The organism is Megasphaera hexanoica, from assembly GCF_043520715.1.
Classification (GTDB): domain Bacteria; phylum Bacillota; class Negativicutes; order Veillonellales; family Megasphaeraceae; genus Megasphaera; species Megasphaera hexanoica.
In genome coordinates this window covers 1136726-1152640 of the sequence record NZ_CP171361.1, presented here as the reverse complement: position 1 = coordinate 1152640, position 15915 = coordinate 1136726, and the positions used below count along the sequence as shown (strand labels likewise).

The following is a 15915-nucleotide window of genomic DNA, read 5'->3' as shown; positions in this document are numbered from 1 at the left end:
GATGACAATAATATTGCTTAATCTGATAAAGATCTGAAAAAAAAGATAAAAAAATACTGCAGAAAAAAACAAGATGTATTTTGTTTCTTCCTACAGTATGTATGATACAACATAGCCAAACTTATTATATTTTGATTATCCGTGTAGCAGTTCATCCAGCCAGGTATCTTCCAGAACAATGTCCTGCGTCGTCATCTTTTGAAAATCGCACCGGCGGACTAATTCCTCTTTATGATACAGACGCCTTTCCGTAACCAGTCTGCCGGCCAGGGCCAGTGCAGATAAAATGGCATCAGCCATGACACCGCGTTCACGAAGGCTGCGGACTGTTATGCCTTTCTGTCTCTTAGAAAGACGGTTACCAGACGTATCAACCAGCATCGGAACATGGGTATACAAAGGTGCCCTATACTCCAGCACCTTCATGAGCCATATCTGCTGGGCTGTCGAAGATAACAAATCCCGGCCGCGCAGCACATGGGTAATGCCCATAGCCCCGTCATCGACGGCAACGGCCAATTGATATGCATACAGGCCATCGGCACGCCGGACGACGAAATCACCACAAACACGGGGCAGATAATCCGAAAAAGCCCCATAGCAGCCATCCGTAAACGAGACAGAAACGTCCGGGACGTGGACGCGCCAGGATGGCTTCCGGTCCATATGACGGCGCTGTTCTTCCGTCATGCCATAACAATGCCCATCATATACAAGATGCTCCCCTTCATGGGGCGCTCCTATGGCCTGCAATCTGGCACGGCTGCAATAACAGGGGTACAACAGATGTTTTTCCTGCAGCTCCTGCATGGCTTTTTCATATAGCGGATACCGTTCCTGCTGGATATATGATCCGTAAGAGCCGCCTTTTCCAGGCCCTTCATCCCAGTCCAACCCCAGCCAGGCCAGATCTTCCAGCAGTGCCTTTACATATACAGGCTTAGACCGCTGTTCATCGATATCTTCTATGCGCAGTACCAGAGTTCCATTCTGTTGCCGTACCTGCAGCCAGGCAAGAAAGGCAGTCCATACATTTCCCAAATGGATATAGCCCGTCGGGCTGGGTGCAAAACGTCCCCGCATACTATTCACATCCTAATCCGGCAAGGAAATGAGGTTGTCAAACAAAGCAGCTGCATCCTTTATTTTACCTTCTCCCCCCATCACGCAAAGGCAATTATCATTCATGACCGCCCGCACTAATGGTGCCAGAGCCCGGATATCTGCAGCCGTCGTCTGTAAGAGCTGATCCCGGCGCTGCTGAACCAGGGCCTGTGTCATATGGGAGAAATAGCGGTTCATCGCCTTATCTCCCCTTAGGGAAGGTGTCAGTGGAATATCAATGCGGCTCAATGTACCAATGACATACTTTGTCATTTCCCGGTCTGTAACGTCGAATTGTTCCAGATAATCTGCCAGATCATCGTACGCTCTGACGCTGCTTTCCAGATTGGGGTCGCGATACGAGCAGAACACCATGTCGCCATTGCCGTAAAAACGGGTAAACGCCCCGTACGCTCCTCCCTGGACACGAATCTTCGTCCAGAGATATCCATATTGCAAAATCGTATCCAGAACCATCATAGAACCGGTGTACACAAAGCCATGGCTGCGGAAATTCCCACCTTTTGCTACGTACTGTACCTTGCCACTGGTCATGATGCCTTCGTTTTTACGTTGACCGCCCAGACGGCAAAGGTCTGTGCGTTTTTCTCCCTGGGGCAATTGTTGCGCCCAGTCCGGCAAAAGTCCTATGACCTGCTGGTAATCTTCTGTATCACTCGTTATTTCCAGCGTCATAGCTGCCCGGGTGAACACCTTCTTCATGACATGCTGCAGCTTCATGATTGTATCATCCGTTTTCGTCCTGATTCCGGCAGCAATCCGGCTGATAAATTCATAGTACGAAAATTCGCCGGCATCGCAGAATCCTTCTACCGGTGATACATAAGACAGAACGCGGTGCATGACCAGCGTATGCCCCCGGCGGAATGCATCCATATCCCAGCCCGCTTTGGTTTCCTCGACCAGTTCAATGAGACGTTCTGTATTGGTAAAAAGTGTTTCTGTCGTAATTTCCCGCATCAGACGGATCAGTTCCGGCATATTCTGACGGAGTGCCTTAGCCGTTACCTTAAAGACAGGCATGTACTGCCCATTATCTTCACAATCAGAAAAAGCAGATACGGCGCAATCGATACCTCCAGTATATAAATCAATGAGGGAAGCCAGTTCTCCATATGTATGATCTTTCGTATCCATGTCTCCCAAAAGATCACTGAGGAGATATACATAGGAAATCTCTTCCGGGGTAAAACCATGGAGGTCAAAATACGCATTGACATAGGTGATACCGTTTGTATGATCCGGTACATGGCACACCGTAATCCCACTTTCAGAAGACGTTTGCATTTCTATTTCTTCCGCTTTATGTTCCAGATCATCCCGGGAAAGAGTGGGGATTGTCAACAAAGCTTCGGGAGAATCGGGTGTAGCCTGTCTCTTTTTCAAGGCCTTGGATGCTTCAACAATCTGCTGTATGTCTTCAGCAGATAAAGTCTTTTTATACGCTGCCAGTCTGTCAGCCACAGCCTGATCATGTTTTTCTGTCAGACCGGGTTCCGGGACCAGTGTAACAAGAGCATAATACGGGTTATCCAGTATATATTTCTTGATAAGAGATTCATAATATCCGCTGTCAATCCCCTGGCGGAGAGTCTGCAACGCATCTTCATATTGCAGAGAAGCCAGCGGATCTTTATCGTACAGCCAGGTATCCATGCAACGGATACCATAAATCAATCCCTTGGGACGACCGGCAAAATCGGCTTCCCGCAAAGTAAATTCAATGCGGTTCAGGGCACCGGTCAATAAGGTCTTATCCACGCCTTCCTGAACCATCTTTGTCAGGAACTGCCGGACAACCGGTAAAATCTTGGCCTGTTTATCCGGGTCTGAGCCATTGATGGAAATTCCCCACAACGGCTGCAGGATACCATCCTGGAAATCACCGGACACATCGCGGCCGACACCGGCATCGACGAGAGCTTTTTTCAGGGGCGCCGCCGGCGATTGCAACAGGACGTACGTCAGCACCTTAAAAGCCAATGCCAGTGTCGTATCCAAAGCATCGTCAATGACATAGGTCAGACTGTGCAGTGTCTTCTGCTGCGTTTTTTCTCCTGAAGCGATGCCATACGGATAGGTACGGACGCAACTGCCCGGGCAGGCTTGTCTTTTGATGGCTGAATCGATATGTGCTGCATGGAATTTACTGAGATATTCAGAATCGATAAAATCCAGTGTGCCGTCAACATCCAAATCCCCATACAGAAAGATATAACTGTTGGAAGGATGATAATAGGCCTTATGGAAAGCCGCAAAAGCCTCTTGCGTCAAATTGGGAATATCGTCAGGATCCCCACCTGATTCTACGCCATACGTTGTATCGGGAAACAGGTTTTCCATGACATGGCGTTCCATAAGTGAATCGGGAGAAGAAAAGACGCCTTTCATTTCATTGTAAACGACGCCGCTGTACGTCAGAGGTGCTTCCGGGCTGTCCATTTCATAGTGCCAGCCTTCCTGCATCAGTACCTGTCCATCTTTCAGCATATTAGGGAAAAACACGGCGTCCAGATATACATCCATCAGGTTATGGAAATCCTTTGCATTCCGGCTTGCTACAGGATACATGGTCTTATCAGGAAATGTCATCGCATTGAGAAATGTATTGAGAGACCCTTTGACCAGTTCTACAAACGGTTCTTTCAATGGAAATTTCCGGGAGCCGCACAATGTGGAATGTTCACAAATATGGGGTACACCTGTACTGTCAGAAGGCGTCGTGCGAAAAGAAATGGAGAACACCTTATTGTCGTCTTCATTCTGGATATACAGGACGCGGGCCCCGGATTGGACGTGGGTCATTTCATAGGCCTGGCTATCCAGTTCTTTAACATAAACGGACCGGTCTATGTGAAATCCATGCAGCGTGTCTTTTACTTTCAATGTCATAAAAAAGCCTCCTCTTACGACTGTGTATGAAGAATAATATCGCCTAATGCTTCCACATCAGGGGCAAAATAATCAGGCGGATAGGCTTCCTGTTCTGCCTTGCTTCCATATCCGAACCCGACGAGGATGACAGGCAGCTTCGTTTCTCTGGCACCGATGACATCATATTTCCTGTCGCCTACCATGACAGCCTTGCCTTCTGCCTGTGGTCCGATTGTATCGAGAACCTGCTGGATGACATCAGCTTTTGTTTCGTTGCCTCCAAGAGTACTGCCGGCGACGAGTTCCACCCGCTGGCTGATCCCGAATTTCTCACATATGGCCCGGGCATGTACAGTCGGTTTGGACGTAGCAACATACGATTTGATGCCCGCTTCCTTTAATTGATCCAGAAGAGCCAGGATTCCCGGGAACGGATGGTTTTCAAAACGCCCTTTGGTACCGTACCGTTCCTGGAATGTATCATACAGACGCCGCGCTTTTTCTTCGGAAAAGCCATAAACCTGGGTAAACGTCGTCATCATCGGCGGGCCGACGACAATGTGCTGGTCCAGCCGTCCTTCCGTTGATTCCCCAAGCTTCAGCAGTGCATATTCTACAGACTTGATGATTCCTTCTTTCGAATCAGTCAGAGTCCCGTCTAAATCAAATAGTACATGTTTGAACATGTTTCTCCTCCTGCTATATGGTATTACTTTTACATATCTTATATATAATATCATATTTGAGAATGGTTATCCAGTATAAGGAGTATGAAAAAGAGAGTTGCCGCCAAATGAGCGCACTGCTCATGCAGGGACAACCCTCTCTTTAAGTTTGCGATATTATTTCACGATAGTTTTATTTTACGACAACTAATTCATACTGGCGCGTGCCGAGACCGATTTCTTCTGCATGTACCAGCGTTTCATCCCAATTGACACGGGGATTGCTGTCAAGGAAGTGGTCGTGATGATGATGCCAGTCTGGTTTTGCCAGATTATCCGCCAACTGGCTGTTGGGCAGAGGCTGTTGTTTCTGGCAGGCATCGACGCAAGCCTGATCCAGTGCTACCGGATCAAAGGAAGCAAACATGCCGATGTCCGGAAGGATAGGAGCATCGTTTTCAGCATGACAGTCGCAGTTCGGTGAAATATCCATGACAAGATTGATATGGAAGCAGGGCCGGTCCTGGCAGACGGCCTGGGCATATTCAGCCATTTTGCGGTCTAATTTATCATTGGCATCCCATTGTACCGTCTGGATAGCGTCAAAAGCACAAGCACCGATGCAACGGCCACAGCCTTTACAAAGTTCTTCATTGATATGAGCTACGTCATTTTCGTATGTAATGGCGTCGGATCCGCATTCTTTAGCACAGCGATGGCAGTTGCGGCAATTTTCCTCGATGACTTCCGGTTTGCCTGACGAATGTTGTTCCATTTTTCCTGCCCGGCTGCCACAGCCCATGCCGATATTTTTTATAGCACCGCCAAACCCGGTTGATTCGTGACCTTTGAAATGAGCCAGGCTGATAAAGACATCGGCATCCATGACGGCCCGACCGATTTTGGCATTCTGTACGTATTGCCCATTTTTTACAGGGACTTCTACTTCATCGGTACCGCGCAGCCCATCCGCGATAATGATCTGACAGCCCGTAGTCACCGTATTATAGCCGTTGAGATTGGCGCAGTCCATATGTTCCAGGGCGTGTTTACGGCTGCCCGGGTAGAGCGTATTACAGTCCGTAAGAAATGGCTTCCCTCCCATTTCTTTTACCAGATCTGCTACAGCCTTGACATACTGGGGACGGATAGATGCCAGACACCCCAGTTCACCAAAATGCATCTTGATAGCAACGAATTTTCCATCCATATCAATGTTGCCAATGCCGGCACGGCGGCAGAGTTTCTGCAGTTTCATCAGATTATTCGTACCTACTTTACAGCGGAAATCTGTAAAATATACTTTTGCTTTTTCCATATTGCCCTCCTGTCATACAATACACACCATAACTATATTACAACATCATTATCATATCACATGGAGCCCGCTCAAAGTCAAGTAAAACAAAGCCGGCTGCCTGTCATCATAAAAGAGACAGGACAGCCGGCTGATTATATTACCATTTTATCTATTGAATGGTTTATTTCTTCCAGAACTGTTCCGCTTTGGCAATGTTGCCACGGATAGCATCGCAGCAGCGTTTGAATTCTGCTTTTTCATCATCAGTCAGCGTGTATTCCATGACCTGTTCTACCCCATTGGCACCGACGACAGCAGGAATACCGCAATAAATACCTGTTTCACCATATTCGCCGTCGAGATAAGCACTGACAGGCATAATCTTCTTTTCATCATGCAAAATGGAACGGACAACGGTAGCCCCTGTAGCAGCTACACCGTATTCCGTGCATTTTTTCCCTTTAAAGGTAGTCCAGGCACCGTTGATGACGCGTTTCGTCATTTCTTCATGATCAAAGTCAAAACGAGGATCGCCTTTCAGTTCGGAAAGCGGTTTGCCATGGAAAGAAATGAGAGACCAGGGAACCATCTGAGCATTGCCATGTTCGCCCATCATGAATGCCGTGAACGAATGGTGTTCCAAATTCGTCTGCTGGGAAATGGCACTGATGAGCCGGGACGAATCAAGGCCGGTCCCTGTACCAAATACGCGGTTGCGTGGCAGACCGCTCAGTTTCTGTACCAGGTCGGTAATGACATCGCAGGGATTGGTAATATTGACAAAAATGCCATCAAATCCGCCAGCCATGATTTTATCGACAAAGCTGGCTACTTCCCTGACAGAATTTTCCATTTCGCTGTCACGGTTCAACGTTGCCAGTAATTCAATTTTACCAACGGCATTAACAATGACATCGCAGTCTGCCAAACCGGCATAATCTACAACTTTATATACGACGCGGTGAGGCATAAAATACGCAGCATCCATCAGGTCATTGCATTCACTGGCTACTTTATCAGCGTTTTTATCACACAGCTTGACTTCATCAGCAACCCCCATCATTCCCAGATTATACGCAACATGAGCGCCAACGTGGCCTAATCCAACTACACCAACAATTCTTTTTTTGATACTCATGATAAATTCCTCTTTTCTCGCAGAAAATTATGTTACAGAGTTCACAAATCTCTATACGTATATGATAGGCCTGTCCTTTTGATTTGTAAATGAGTAATCATTTGTAATTCAAAATAAGAATGAATTTTAATACACACAAAACGCAAGTTAATCGTATAATCTCGAATATTTATCTCTCTAAATGCATCTTATACCAATGCTTATGATTTTTTGTCATGCTTTTTGTTTTCTGTTTCGTCTATCGGTGTCACATCGATCGTATAGGAATGCCTGTTATTTTTATCACGCATCGCTGCTTCATATCCCCGGCGGTACGAGGCATCTGCCGAATGATCTTTCCCGCGAATCTTATGCCATAACCAGCGCACGGCTGCAATCAATGCCATGAACAGAAGAAGATTCATGAACAGCCCCAGAATAGTTGATAAGATTCCCATACTGCCCCATCCTAAAAGGCCGGCCAGCATACTCCCCAGGAACATACCTCCTGCCAGGAATCCTATGTTACGGAGCGTATTCCCCCATCGTGAAGTCTGTGATGCGGCCGTGCCTGCTCCGTTACCAGCTGTTTTAGCCTGCTGTCTGGTATTAGTAGTGCCAGTTTCTGATTTAGGAGCCTGCCTTGTCGTATTTCCCGTATTACTTGCCGGCTTCGTCATCGCCGGTGCCGTACGAGGTGCTGACTTGACAGAAATCCCACCTTTAGCAGCCCAGACTACATCTGAATGGGTAAAAACAGGTGCGGCGGTCAGACAAAATACACTGATGGCAATAGAAATAGCAATATTTTTTATTTTCATATACAGAAACTCCTTTTCATGAGAATATATGGTTTCGTCATAGAATTTATAAATAGAACTTATATATATTATATCATAGGCAGTCAAAGCATTGACAAATCGCCGGTTTACTCATCAAATTTTAATTTTTTATATTTTCGTTATTAATATTTTTAATTTTACGTCGTTGATTTTTTTCTTTTTTATGATATACTTAGGTCATAAAAGGTAAATTTTATGGTTCTATTAAAATTTACAGTAGCGGAGAATAAGAAATGTACCAGTTATTATTTTACATCTGTTAAAAAATGTGAGCTCATAAAGCGCAGGTATAGTTTGGGCCTATATTTGTGTGCAACCATTTTTAATCAGTACAGCTGGACGGGATTTAAGTTACAGGAAGCGCATCTTTATTCTCCGCATCCGATGGGAGGTATGATGTATGAGTAAGGGTAGTAATCAAAGTTCCAGAGTCATTGCTATTGGTCTTATGTTGTTTGCATTATTCTTTGGTGCCGGCAACCTGATTTTCCCGTCATCGATGGGACAAAATGCCGGTTATAACGTCTGGTGGTCCGTTCTGGGCTTCATCATCAGCGGGGTAGGACTTCCGCTGGCCGGTGTACTTGCCATGGGATATTCGGGCTGTGAAGACCTGCGCCAGCTGGCAAGCCGCGTAGGGCTTAAATACGGTCTCGTATTTTCCGTCGTAGTATATCTGACCATCGGTCCCTGGTTCTGTATTCCCCGTACAGGCAGCGTATCCTATGAAATCGCTGTACGGCCTTTCCTGAATAGTGGCGGTTCTGATATGGAAATGACAGCCTTCCTGGTACTATTCTTCATTATTTCCTATTGGCTGTCTGCCAACCCGTCCAAACTGGTCGATCGCATCGGCAAAATCCTGACACCATGTCTGCTGGTAACAATCGTCATGTTGATTTTAAAATCCTATCTCACCCCGATGGGTGTCCCTCAGGCTCCAACTGCTCATTACGCTACAGCCAGCATGGCTGCCGTTCAGGGTTTCATCGACGGATACGGCACTATGGATGCCATGGGCTCCTTCGTATTCGCTATTTTAGTCATTAAATTCGTCAAAGAAAACGGCGCTGATACACCGCAGAAGGTGACACGGGATGTTTTTAAAGCCGGTCTTCTGGCAGCAGCCTGCCTGGGATTCGTCTATGTATTCATTGCTGACCTCGGCGCAACGAGTGTGCAGGCACTGGGAATCCTGGAAACCGGTGCTCCCGTCCTTGCCAACAGTGCCCTGATACTTTTTGGTAATGCCGGTGCAATCCTCTTGGCGGTCATCGTCCTCTTAGCCTGCTTATCCACCAGTATCGGCCTTCTCACATCGTGTGCTACCTTCTTCAATGAAATTTATGACCGCATCAGTTATACAGCCTATCTGCGGGGCTTTACCATTGTCTCTTTCCTGATTGGCACATTTGGTCTGCTGACGATTATCAAGACAGCCATTCCGGTCCTGATGTTCCTCTACCCGCTTACGGTGGCAACGATATTCCTCACGTTCATGCACAATGTGTTTAATGGAAACCGCATCGTCTACATTTCTACCATAGGGTTCACTTGTTTCTCCGCCCTTATCAGCGGATTAGAAACAGCCGGTGTTCCCCTTGGATCGCTATCTGAGTTGATGAACACCTATGTTCCCTTCCAGGCTATCGGTCTCGGCTGGATCATCTTTGCCCTCACCGGATTCGTCGTCGGCCTGATTGCAGCTGCAATTCTAAAGAAGCCGGAAACGTTACCCGATGAAGCTTGAAATGTTCTGATAAAAAGTTGAAAATAAGAGAGGAGCCTCTCATGAAAATCACAGTTTTCACGAGAGGCTCCTCTCTTATTTTATCTTACACGCCCAGTGCATACACGATGACCGGTATGACTGCTGCAAACAATACCGTACTGGCCGTCACAATGCCTGTCGCGTACCGTACGTCACCATGGGCTTCATTGGCAAGAATCGGCAGTACCGCCATGATAGGCAGGGAAGACTGGACGATGTAGGTATCAAATTCCAATGCCGGCATAGGGCCTAACAGGTCCTGGCCAACGATAAGCACGACCGCCATGACGGCCGGTGCCAGAATCAGACGGCCTGTAAACCCGGCAATGGTATCTCTGTCAAAGGAAATATTGCCCACCCCGGCCTTAGCCAGGGCCAGTCCAATGTACAACAGGGATAAGGGGGTAACCAGGCTGCCGATATAACCAGCTGCCGTCATCACCGGGGCCGGAACGGATATATCTGCCAGCAAAAAGAGAAAGGCAATCAGACAACTGGTAAGAGGCGGCGGACAAAGCTTTTTCAGATTAAAATGCCGTCTTTCTGTGCCCGCCGCATCGGATGGATCGTCTGCCACGAGAAATGCCCCAATTGTCCAGCAGGACGTATTGCAAAACAGAAAATATGCCAGAAAATACGGCATGGCTTCTTCACCGAATAAGGCCATATTGAGAGGCCAGCCGATAAATAAAGTATTCGTATTCGCTACAGCCGCAACAAAACTGCCATGACGGCCAGCCGGAACATGTGTCATGCGGGCCCAGATCCAGCCCAGGACATACCAGGCGATCACTCCGACAGCGACCAGTGTAAACCCTTCTGACAATTGGCGCACCATACTGAGGGACATGTATTTCATCATAGATACGAAAACAGCAGCCGGCAATGCAATATTCATGATGATTTTTGAAATATCATTGCCAAAGGAATCGGACAAATACTGTTTCTTCTCCAGCACATATCCCGTCAGAATAATGAGTAATATAGGAATAATACTTTCTATCGATGCTGTAAAGGCCATACGCGTCTCGTCCTCCCGGAAAATTGATGAAATCACATTAGCTATTATAGTATATTTATGATGTTTGTCCAGAAAAAATCAGTATCTTAGCATACTAATATATCAATTATCTATGTTGCCTTACGTATACCCTGTCTGGCCGCATACAACAAAACAGACAAATATGATTTCATAATAAAGAGCTGCCCCATCAGGGATATCCTGGTGTGACAGCTCCGCATTTCATTGTTTCTTACTATTGCCAGTTTTATAATCGATGGTAATCCCTGGCTGGTTATTATAGACAAAGACATTGAACTTGATGCCAGCCCCCTTGTCTTCTACCGACCATGCCTCCATCTGTACTCCGCGGGCAACGAGATCATTACCGGAAAAAATGGGAGTTACCCGGTACAAAACGTGATGATTCGTTTCTTTAATGTAATCGGCTACCATATTTTCAAAAGGAAGCATACCTTCGACGTTGAGATACCGCGTACCTGTGATCAGATTTTTAGGATTGGCATTTTCTGCTGTCAACTGATATCCAATAAGGTGACAGCGGTTGTACAGATATTTCCCATCGACATTATCATACTTGGCCAGATGCCATCCGCTTGGTTTGACACTGCCTATGGCACCCCTTTTTTTGGTAGGCATAAGATCTTTTCCTATATTGGCATAGGCCGGACCGCAACGTCCCAGTGAATCAAGCTCACTGTACCTTTCAAAAGATTTCTTCGTCTTGTCTTTGTCAGGAAAATCAGGAACATTATTATGGATGACAACATACGGCTTCCCTGAAAATGCCGGAATGTTAGAAAGATCAAACGATTCTTCCTTATTTCCCTTAACTTGTACAGTCTGATTCTGTACCTTCTTTTCATGCGACGATGTCTTCTGTGACTGTCCGCAAGCCGTAAGAATAAGGCAAAAGGCAAGCAGCAGCACCATCAGTATCTTGGTCAGATGTCTCATTTTGCATATACCTCTTCTGTAATAGTATCATGGGAAAATCCCGAAAAGTCATGACTTTCCTGCAACCTCCAGGGACTTTCCAGGGTAATATCAAAATACATGTCAGACGGATAGGCCCTGTTCCAGCGGAAAAGAATGATTTTTTCGATACGATCTGCATAGGGAAGGACTGCCTTATCTTCAACAAAGCAGAAATCGCCCTGGCCAGCCTGATTCAAAAAATCGTCGTCAACGTGGATCCGGTCCGCCGCTTTTGTGAACATGGACGCAGAATAAGCATCCATCCAGATGCCTTTTGTACCGGCAATTTCCAGCATCCTCTGTCGCAATTTCCGGTCCTGGCTCTGACGGCGCTGATTGAAACAAAGCCCGCCATGGTCGTCTACTACTGTCATGATAATCATGAACTCACCTCCTGATACGTACCATTATATCATAGAGTGTCCGCTAATAGAAAAAGGATCCAGGCCGCAGCCTGAATCCTTTTTTCTATTAGCAGGAATATTATTCTCTGCCTGCCATCTTGGCATAGTATTTGTAACGATCTTTAAGATCCTGTACTTCTTTCTTATACAGTGCATCAGCACGTTCAGGGAAGTTGATCTTAAGTCTTCTGTAACGGTTTTCGCCGTTGAGGTAATCCATAACTTTATCCGTATCCGGTTCCGGAGAATCAAGCTGGAACGGGTTCTTGCCCTGTGCAGCCAGACGCGGATCGAAACGATAGAGATGCCAGTAACCGCATTCGACAGCTTTCTTCATTTCCAGCTGTGTCGTACCCATACCGGCGCGGATGCCGTGTTCCAGGCACGGGCAGTAGCAGATGACGATGGACGGGCCATCATACGATTCAGCTTCGCGGATAGCGCGGAGAGTCTGAGCCTGGCTGTAACCCATAGCAACCTGGGCAACATATACATAGCCATAAGTCATGGCAATGGCACCGAGGTCCTTCTTCTTAATGACTTTACCGCCTGCAGCGAATTTAGCTACAGCAGAAGTCTGTGTAGATTTAGAAGACTGACCGCCTGTGTTGGAGTAAACTTCCGTATCTACGACGAGGATATTGACATCACGGTTCTGGGCAATTACCTGGTCTACGCCGCCGAAGCCGATATCATAAGCCCAGCCGTCACCACCGATAGCCCATACGGACTTCTTGGAAACGAATTCGCGGTTCTGAAGGACGAATTTAACTTCTTCCGTCTGTTCTGCTTTTTCCAGAGCATCGAGAAGAGCATCCGATACTTCACGGGATTTCTTGCCATCTTTGTAGTTGGCAAGGTATGCATCGATTTCCGCTACGCATACGCCCTGTTCTTTGAGGCTGTTCAGGCGGATAATGATTTCCTTCTGAATGGCGTCCTGAGCGTGGAAGTAGCCATATGCAAATTCAGCATTGTCTTCGAACAAGGACTGTTCCCAGCAGGGCCCGAAGCCGCGTTCGTCCTTGCAGTACGGAGTCATCGGCAGAGATCCGCCATAAGCAGAGGAGCAGCCGGAAGCATTGGCAATGTACATGCGGGAACCGAAGAGCTGTGTAACCATCTTGATGTACGTCGTTTCAGCACATCCAGCGCAGGCCGGGGAGAATTCGAAGTACGGTTTGGCAAACTGGGCAGCTTTGACGTTTGCATCGCTGATAACATCTTTCTTAAGATATTTTTCCTTCATTGCATATTCATTGAAGTTATCCTGCTGATCGATTTCGTCCTGCATCGGAACCATCGTAAGAGCGCCTTTTTCTTTCATCGGGCAGACCGTCGTGCAAACGCCGCAGCCGAGGCAGTCATACGGAGAAATCTGCATGCGGTAGCTGTAGTTTTCCAGGCCTTTGCCTTTAGCCTGGACCGTTACAAAGTTAGCCGGAGCATCAGCTTTTTCGGCATCCGTTACGAGGACCGGACGGATAGCAGCATGCGGGCAGGCCATGGAGCAGCTGTTGCACTGTGCGCAGACTTCAGCATTCCAGTGAGGAACATTGATAGCAACGCCACGTTTCAAATAAGCCGTCGTGCCGTTCTGCCATGTGCCATCGAATACACCGTATTTCTTGAAGATAGAAACAGGGAGTTCATCGCCATGCTGACGGTCAACGGGAATAACGAGATCTCGAACGAAGTCAGGCATATCTTTCTGCGGTTCCGGAGCATCTACTGCATCAGCCCAGGAAGCAGGGATTTCAACTTTTGTAAGGCCGGAAATGCCCATATCGACAGCTTTGTTGTTCTTATCTACGATTTCCTGACCGCCCTTCTTGAAGTAGGAATTATAATTCCCTCTCTTCATGGCTGCGACAGCTTCGTCGATAGGAATAACGTTCGTAAGTTTAAAGAAAGCAGCCTGGAGAATGGAGTTTACGCGGTCGCCGAGGCCGATTTCGCCAGCCAGTTTCGTAGCATCAATGATGTAGAACTGGGCATGTTTGTTATAGAGGTCTTTCTTCATCTGAGCCGGAAGTTCTTTGTCCAGTTCTTCGACACTCCACGGGCAGTTGAGGAGGTATACGCCGCCATCTTTCAAATCTGTCGTCGTATCGTATTTCTTGACATATGTAGGAGCATGACAGCCGACGAAGTCAGCAGCGCCTACGAGATATGTTGCATGGATTGGTTTGTCACCGAAGCGGAGGTGGGACTGTGTCAGACCACCAGTCTTCATGGAGTCATAGGCAAAGTATGCCTGTGCGTATTTATCAGCATCGAGACCGATAATAGTGATGGCGTTCTTGTTGGCACCAACAGTACCATCGCCGCCACGACCCCAGATTTTTGCAGAAATCTGGCCAGGATAATCGATGTGGAATTTTTCCGTCGGCAGTGATGTAAACGTAACGTCATCGACAATACCGATAGTGAAGTTGTTCTTCGGCGTATCCTGTTCGAGGTTTTTGTATACAGCAGCAATCTGGCCAGGTGTTGTATCTTTGGAGGACAGACCATAGCGGCCGCCTACGACGGTGATATCTGTACGGCCGGACTGGATAAGTGCCGTCTGAACATCGAGATACAGCGGTTCGCCAACGCTGCCAGATTCTTTGGTGCGGTCCATAACAGCGATTTTCTTAACCGTTGCAGGGATAGCATCGACAAAATGTTTAACAGAGAACGGACGATAGAGATGAACCTGGATCATGCCGACTTTTTTGCCATGGGCATTGAGGTAATCGACAGTATCGCGGACGGTTTCAGCAGCAGAACACATGATGACAATCAATTCTTCTGCATCTTCAGCACCATAGTAGTTGAAGAGTTTGTAATCACGGCCGGTCAATTTGTTGATTTCGTCCATGTAGTGCTGAACGACATCAGGAATAGTTGCTACTTTTTCGTTAGCGCCTTCTTTTGTCTGGAAGAAGATATCCGGATTAACAGTCGTGCCACGGGTGTACGGATGTTCCGGGTTCAGGCTGTTCTTACGGAAAGCTGCCAGCTGTTTATAATCAACGAGTTTTGCAAGATCATCATAATCAAGAGCTTCGATACGCTGCATTTCGTGGGATGTACGGAATCCGTCGAATACATGCATGAAAGCATAGCGGCCACCAATAGCAGACAGATGGGCTACACAGCCGAGATCCATAGCTTCCTGCGGGGAGGAAGACATAATCATGCCGAAGCCAGTCGTACGACATGCCATAACGTCAGAATGATCGCCGAAAATGGAAAGTGCATGAGCGCTGATGGTACGGGCTGCAATGTGGAATACGCCCGGCAGGAATTCACCGCCAATTTTGAACATGGGGGGAATCATGAGGAGCAGGCCCTGGGCAGCCGTATAGGTGGTGGTCAGCGCACCAGCCTGCAGGGAGCCATGGCATGTGCCAGCAGCACCAGCTTCAGACTGCATCTGGATAACATCAACGGTATTACCGAAGATATTCTTCTTTCCTTTTGCAGCCCATTCGTCAACCTTTTCTGCCATAACAGAAGAAGGTGTGATCGGGAAGATAGCAGCAACTTCTGTAAATGCATAGGAAGCATATGCAGCAGCCGTGTTACCATCCATTACTACATAGTTTTTTTTCATAATCACTTTCGTCCCTTTCTTTGGTTATTGAGATAGTAAAATAACATCACAAGCAAGGTTCTACGTACGGATTTTCACAATCCGTACTACTAACTGTGTATACGCATATACGTGCTGATTCGTATTTGCATATGCATTACCCATAATGTACCACAAATTTGAATGGATTTCCAGTGCTTTTATAAAGAAAATGGCACAGGCTCTTTCCAAATTC

The 15915-nt window shown here is 47.0% G+C and carries 11 protein-coding genes; 1 reads left to right on the top strand and 10 read right to left on the bottom strand.

Annotated elements, in window-relative coordinates; genetic code table 11:
- Positions 1–135: 135 nt before the first annotated feature.
- The 6 genes from gluQRS to ACGTIC_RS05440 all read right to left on the bottom strand — a co-directional run bounded on the left by gluQRS (position 136) and on the right by ACGTIC_RS05440 (position 7902).
- Positions 136–1083 carry a tRNA glutamyl-Q(34) synthetase GluQRS gene (gene gluQRS, locus ACGTIC_RS05465; protein ID WP_113855009.1) on the bottom strand — a complete coding sequence of 316 codons (948 nt, stop codon included), beginning with the start codon at positions 1081–1083 and terminating at the stop codon, positions 136–138.
- A 12-nt stretch (positions 1084–1095) separates the two neighbouring features.
- Positions 1096–4017, bottom strand: coding sequence for an insulinase family protein (locus ACGTIC_RS05460; protein ID WP_113855010.1), 2922 nt, complete (start codon positions 4015–4017; stop codon positions 1096–1098).
- Between the two features lie 14 nt (positions 4018–4031).
- Positions 4032–4685, bottom strand: a complete 654-nt coding sequence (locus ACGTIC_RS05455; protein ID WP_059076903.1) for an HAD hydrolase-like protein — start codon at positions 4683–4685, stop codon at positions 4032–4034.
- A 172-nt stretch (positions 4686–4857) separates the two neighbouring features.
- Positions 4858–5982, bottom strand: coding sequence for a DUF362 domain-containing protein (locus ACGTIC_RS05450; RefSeq protein ID WP_059076902.1), 1125 nt, complete (start codon positions 5980–5982; stop codon positions 4858–4860).
- 163 nt (positions 5983–6145) lie between these two features.
- Entirely contained in the window at positions 6146–7102 is a 957-nt protein-coding gene (locus ACGTIC_RS05445) for an L-lactate dehydrogenase (protein WP_059076901.1), read from the bottom strand.
- Between the two features lie 200 nt (positions 7103–7302).
- Positions 7303–7902: a hypothetical protein gene (locus ACGTIC_RS05440; protein ID WP_113855011.1), complete on the bottom strand. Its 600-nt coding sequence runs from the start codon at positions 7900–7902 to the stop codon at positions 7303–7305.
- 421 nt (positions 7903–8323) lie between these two features.
- Here ACGTIC_RS05440 and brnQ point away from each other — a divergent pair, with 421 nt between their 5' ends.
- On the top strand, positions 8324–9673 hold the full coding sequence (gene brnQ, locus ACGTIC_RS05435; RefSeq protein ID WP_059076898.1) for a branched-chain amino acid transport system II carrier protein: 1350 nt from the start codon (positions 8324–8326) through the stop codon (positions 9671–9673).
- An 85-nt stretch (positions 9674–9758) separates the two neighbouring features.
- Here the strand turns inward: brnQ and ACGTIC_RS05430 are convergent, their stop codons facing one another.
- From ACGTIC_RS05430 to nifJ, 4 genes are all read right to left on the bottom strand, one after another.
- Complete coding sequence (locus tag ACGTIC_RS05430; protein ID WP_113855013.1) at positions 9759–10715, bottom strand: AEC family transporter; 957 nt, start codon at positions 10713–10715, stop codon at positions 9759–9761.
- A gap of 222 nt (positions 10716–10937) precedes the next feature.
- Positions 10938–11672 carry a DNA/RNA non-specific endonuclease gene (locus tag ACGTIC_RS05425; RefSeq protein ID WP_113855014.1) on the bottom strand — a complete coding sequence of 245 codons (735 nt, stop codon included), beginning with the start codon at positions 11670–11672 and terminating at the stop codon, positions 10938–10940.
- Positions 11669–12076: a ribonuclease Z gene (locus ACGTIC_RS05420; RefSeq protein ID WP_113855015.1), complete on the bottom strand. Its 408-nt coding sequence runs from the start codon at positions 12074–12076 to the stop codon at positions 11669–11671. The genes ACGTIC_RS05425 and ACGTIC_RS05420 overlap by 4 nt, the downstream gene beginning before the upstream one ends.
- Positions 12077–12176: 100 nt before the next feature.
- Entirely contained in the window at positions 12177–15701 is a 3525-nt protein-coding gene (gene nifJ, locus ACGTIC_RS05415) for a pyruvate:ferredoxin (flavodoxin) oxidoreductase (protein WP_059076979.1), read from the bottom strand.
- Between the last annotated feature and the right edge of the window lie 214 nt (positions 15702–15915).